The following is a 3,886-nucleotide window of genomic DNA, read 5'->3' as shown; positions in this document are numbered from 1 at the left end:
GAAAAAGGTTTCATCACCAAAAAAGGCTCGAAGCTTATTTTAAGAATAAAACCAATAACCTATAAATGACCGGACTGCCATAACACTACAGCGACACTCTGAATAAATTTCAGCCTCGGCCACCGAGGACAGTCACCCGCACTAATTTTTACAATTCGTCAGTCTTCTGTCAGAAGTATCTGGTTAGCGCTTTGCATGTCGCACGGGGACTGGCTCTTTTGCCGGTTGCTAATTTGCAAATGCTTCAAAAATTCGGCGGCAAAAGAGCCAGTCCCCGGAGGTCAACAAATAAGTTTCACTGTAGGGTTAACTGCTCAGCGCTTTCCATTGTGGCAGCACTTGAGCCAGGCTAAGCACATTTCAGGCCCTCAACCTATAACATCCATGAATAATACAAATGCCCAAAAGAACCGATATCAAAAAAATCATGCTGATAGGTTCAGGCCCCATAATAATTGGACAGGCCTGCGAGTTCGACTATTCCGGTACCCAGGCCCTCAAGGCCCTCAAAGAAGAAGGCTATCAGGTGGTTTTGGTAAACTCCAATCCGGCCACCATCATGACCGACCCGGACCTGGCTGATCAGACCTATATCGAGCCCATCGAGCCCGATACAGTGGCCCGTATCATAGCCCGGGAAAAACCTGACGCCCTTTTGCCTACACTTGGGGGACAGACCGGGCTTAATACTGCAGTAGCCCTGTCTGAAAACGGGGTCCTGGAAAAACACGGGGTAGAACTTATTGGGGCCTCACTGCCTGTCATCCAGAAGGCCGAGAGCAGGGAACTATTTCGCAAGGCCATGGAAAACATCGGCCTAAAGGTACCAAAAAGCGGCATCGCCCGCAATATGGACGAGGCCAGACAGTGGACCAAAAGCATCGCCTTCCCCATTATCATTCGTCCGGCCTATACCCTGGGAGGCACCGGGGGAGGGATTGCCTATAACCTGGAAGATTTGGAGGAAAAAGCTGCGTACGGCCTGTCCTGCAGCATGACCAATGAGATCATGCTGGAGGAGTCGGTACTGGGCTGGAAAGAGTTTGAACTGGAGGTCATGCGGGACAAAAACGACAACTGCGTCATCATCTGCTCCATAGAAAACCTGGATCCCATGGGAGTTCATACCGGGGATTCCATTACCGTGGCCCCATCACAGACCCTGACCGACAGGGAATACCAGGCCATGCGCAATGCATCTCTGGATATAATGCGCGAAATAGGAGTAGAGACAGGTGGTTCCAATGTCCAGTTTGCAGTGAATCCGGAGAATGGAGAAATGGTGGTCATCGAAATGAATCCCAGGGTGTCCAGGTCTTCGGCCCTGGCTTCCAAGGCCACTGGTTTTCCCATTGCCAAGATCGCCGCCAAACTGGCTGTGGGCTATACTCTGGATGAAATCCCCAACGACATCACCCGTGAGACCATGGCCTCTTTCGAACCCACTATAGATTACTGCGTGGTCAAGATTCCCAGGTTCACCTTTGAAAAATTCCCCGGCAGCCAGGATCTGCTGGGAACATCCATGAAGAGCGTCGGGGAAACCATGGCCATCGGGCGTACCTGCAAGGAGGCCCTGCAAAAGGGCCTGCGCTCCCTGGAAACAGGCCACATCGGCCTGACCACTGTGCTCTCACCCGGCAAACCCGACCTTGAAGACATAAGGTCCAGGCTGCGTTTTCCCCACTCCTTGCGCATATTTACCCTGCACGAGGCTTTTATGGCCGGGATGGAAATCCAGGAACTCTACGCACTTACCAGCATAGACCCCTGGTTTCTGCGGCAGATCCAGGATCTGGTGCAGATGGAAAAGGAGCTGCGCACCTTCAGCCTGGAGCACAGCCTTTCTCCGGAAAACCCTTATCTCAGGCCGGTATTGACTGAGGCCAAGACCCTGGGCTTTGGAGACAGGCACCTGGCCCGGATCTGGAAAAAGGATGAGGCTTTCGTGCGCAACCTGCGCCGCGAACTGGGCATTGAGCCCACCTACTACCTGGTGGATACCTGTGCCGGGGAATTTGAGGCCTATACCCCTTATTTTTATTCCACATACGAAAAAAGTCGTGAGGTGTTTCCCAGACAGGCTCGCAAGATCATGATTCTGGGCGGAGGTCCCAACCGCATAGGCCAGGGCATAGAATTCGATTACTGCTGTGTGCATGCGGCTTATGCCCTCAGAGAAATGGGACTTTGCTCCATCATGGTCAATTCCAACCCGGAAACAGTGAGCACTGACTATGACACTTCGGATTTTTTGTATTTTGAGCCTTTGACCTTTGAAGACGTCATGAACATAATCGAATTTGAAAAACCTGAAGGAGTCATAGTCCAGTTCGGCGGACAAACCCCTTTAAACCTGGCGGTTCCACTGCTGCAGGCGGGGGTACCCATTATCGGCACTTCCCCGGACAGTATAGACCGGGCCGAGGATCGCGAACGTTTTCAGGCCCTCATCAATAAGCTGGGACTCCTGCAGCCTGCCAACGGCACCGCCAGGTCCATAGAGGAAGCCCGAATCATTGCCGCGGACATAGGCTACCCGGTAGTGGTCCGGCCATCATACGTTTTGGGCGGACGGGCCATGGAAATAGTCTATGATGAAGAACATCTGATAACTTATTTTAAAAATCACGTGGTCGTGGCGCCGGAACACCCTATTTTACTGGACAAATTCCTTGAGGGGGCCATTGAGGTTGACGTGGATGCCCTCAGCGACGGCAATGACACATACGTGGCCGGAATCATGGAACATATCGAAGAAGCTGGAGTGCATTCGGGGGATTCGGCCTGTGTCATCCCCCCCCACACCATAGAACAGGACATTATCCGTGATATTGAGGCCCAGACCTTGAGTCTGGCCCGGGAACTGTTTGTCGTGGGACTGATAAACATCCAGTTCGCCATCAAGGACGGCAGGGTTTATCTCCTGGAGGTGAATCCCCGGGCTTCCCGAACTGTGCCTTTTGTCAGCAAGGCCACCAGCGTGCCCCTGGCCAAACTTGCCACCAGGGTAATGATGGGCGGGAAGCTCAAGGACCTGGACCCATGGTCCATGCGCAAGCAGGGGTATTTTTCAGTAAAGGAAGCAGTGCTGCCATTTGGAAGGTATCCCGGTGTGGATGTTCTTTTGGGACCCGAGATGAAGTCCACCGGGGAGGTCATGGGAATAGACTACGGAATGGGACTGGCTTTTATGAAGGGTCAGATGGGAGCCGGTCAGATGCTTCCAGAAAAGGGCTGCATCTGCATTTCGGTCACCGAAAAGGACAAGTCGGATTGCCTGGAGCCCGCCCGGATATTTCATGAAATGGGGTTCAGCATAAAAGCCACCCGGGGAACCGCCGCCTTTTTACAGGAAAACGGCATTCCGGCTCAGGTGGTAAACAAGGTCTACGAAGGTCGGCCGAATATAATCGACCACATCAAAAACAAAGAAATCGATCTATTAATCAATACCTCTTCCGGGAAAAAAACCAAGCACGATTCTTCTTCCCTGAGGCAGGCCGCCGTCCTGTACCGCATACCTTACACCACCACCATGGCCGCGGCCAGGGCGATGGCATCGGCCCTATATGAACGTGCCGGCAGGGGACTGCAGGTCCATAGCATGCAGGAATACTACAACAATGCCGGATAAACGTAAAAAATCTTCATGAGAAGTATCTGTTTAGTGACTTACTCCTGAAACCCTGTCACAAAAAACAAGAAAAATTTGAGCCATGACGGGGGTTCAGCACTTAGCACTGGGACTGTTTCATTTTTGGACGCTAAGCTTAGGTGCTCCCCCGCCGCGCAAGCGGCTGATGCCTTTTCCTTGCGGGTTCTTATTCCCGCAAGGAAAAAACATGCTTCTTCAATCTCTTTTATCTGTGTCAATCTGTGTGAT

The 3,886-nt window shown here is 52.1% G+C and carries 1 protein-coding gene; it reads left to right on the top strand.

Going from position 1 to position 3,886, the window contains the following annotated elements; translation table 11 throughout:
* Positions 1–397 precede the first annotated feature (397 nt).
* Positions 398–3,637, top strand: coding sequence for a carbamoyl-phosphate synthase large subunit (carB, locus tag QZP87_RS01390; RefSeq protein WP_291321134.1), 3,240 nt, complete (start codon positions 398–400; stop codon positions 3,635–3,637).
* Positions 3,638–3,886 lie beyond the last annotated feature (249 nt).

It is taken from the genome of Desulfonatronospira sp. (genome assembly GCA_003563255.1).
Classification (GTDB): domain Bacteria; phylum Desulfobacterota; class Desulfovibrionia; order Desulfovibrionales; family Desulfonatronovibrionaceae; genus Desulfonatronospira.
Note: the sequence above shows the minus strand (reverse complement) of the source record. Positions and strands in the feature narration are given on the sequence as shown.

Coding starts and splice junctions, on each gene's coding strand:
- carB (WP_291321134.1), top strand. CDS start 398: ATGCCCAAAAGAACCGATATCAAAAAAATCATGCTGATAGGTTCAGGC.